Consider the following 1,221-nt stretch of genomic DNA (forward strand, 5'->3'; position numbering starts at 1 on the left):
TTAGGTTAAGCTAGTAAGAGCGCACGGAGGATGCCTAGGCACTAGGAGCCGAAGAAGGACGTGGCGAACAACGATACCGCCCCGGGGAGCCGTAAGCAGGCATTGATCCGAGGATTTCCGAATGGGGAAACCCAGCTGTCGTAATGGACAGTTACTTTCAACTGAATACATAGGTTGAATAGAGGCATACCAGGGGAACTGAAACATCTAAGTACCCTGAGGAAGAGAAAACAAAAGTGATTCCGTCAGTAGCGGCGAGCGAACGCGGATTAGCCCAAACCAAGGAGCTTGCTCCTTGGGGTTGTAGGACGTCTCACATGGAGTTACAAAGGTGTTTGGTAGGCGAAGAGGTCTGGAAAGGCCCGCCAGAGCAGGTAAAAGCCCTGTAACCGAAAGCAAGCACTCTCCGAGACGGATCCTGAGTACGGCGGGACACGAGAAACCCCGTCGGAATCCGGCAGGACCATCTGCCAAGGCTAAATACTCCCTAGTGACCGATAGTGAAGCAGTACCGTGAGGGAAAGGTGAAAAGCACCGCGGAAGCGGAGTGAAAAAGAACCTGAAACCGTGCGCTTACAAGAAGTCAGAGCCCTATTAATGGGTGATGGCGTGCCTTTTGTAGAATGAACCGGCGAGTTACGATCACGTGCAAGGTTAAGGCGGGAAGCTGTAGCCGTAGCGAAAGCGAGTCTGAATAGGGCGAATAAGTACGTGGTCGTAGACCCGAAACCGTGTGATCTACCCCTGTCCAGGGTGAAGGTGCGGTAACACGCACTGGAGGCCCGAACCCACGCATGTTGAAAAATGCGGGGATGAGGTGGGGGTAGCGGAGAAATTCCAATCGAACTCGGAGATAGCTGGTTCTCCCCGAAATAGCTTTAGGGCTAGCCTCGGTTAAGAGTGTCGTGGAGGTAGAGCACTGATTGGGTGCGGGGCCCGCCAAGGGTTACCAAGTCCAGTCAAACTCCGAATGCCATAGACATGTTTACCGGGAGTCAGACAGTGAGTGCTAAGATCCATTGTCAAGAGGGAAACAGCCCAGATCATCAGCTAAGGTCCCCAAGTGTGTGTTAAGTGGGAAAGGATGTGGAGTTGCAAAGACAACCAGGATGTTGGCTTAGAAGCAGCCATCATTTAAAGAGTGCGTAATAGCTCACTGGTCGAGTGACTCTGCGCCGAAAATGTAACGGGGCTAAACACACCACCGAAGCTATGACATGT

1 rRNA gene is annotated in these 1,221 nt (G+C 52.4%); it reads left to right on the plus strand.

The window, feature by feature from the left end:
- Positions 1 to 3: 3 nt before the first annotated feature.
- Positions 4 to 1,221: ribosomal RNA gene (locus AC1DWN_RS34000) — 23S ribosomal RNA — on the plus strand; the annotation flags it as partial.

The sequence above is a fragment of the Paenibacillus sp. P4_A7 genome (assembly GCF_056402455.1).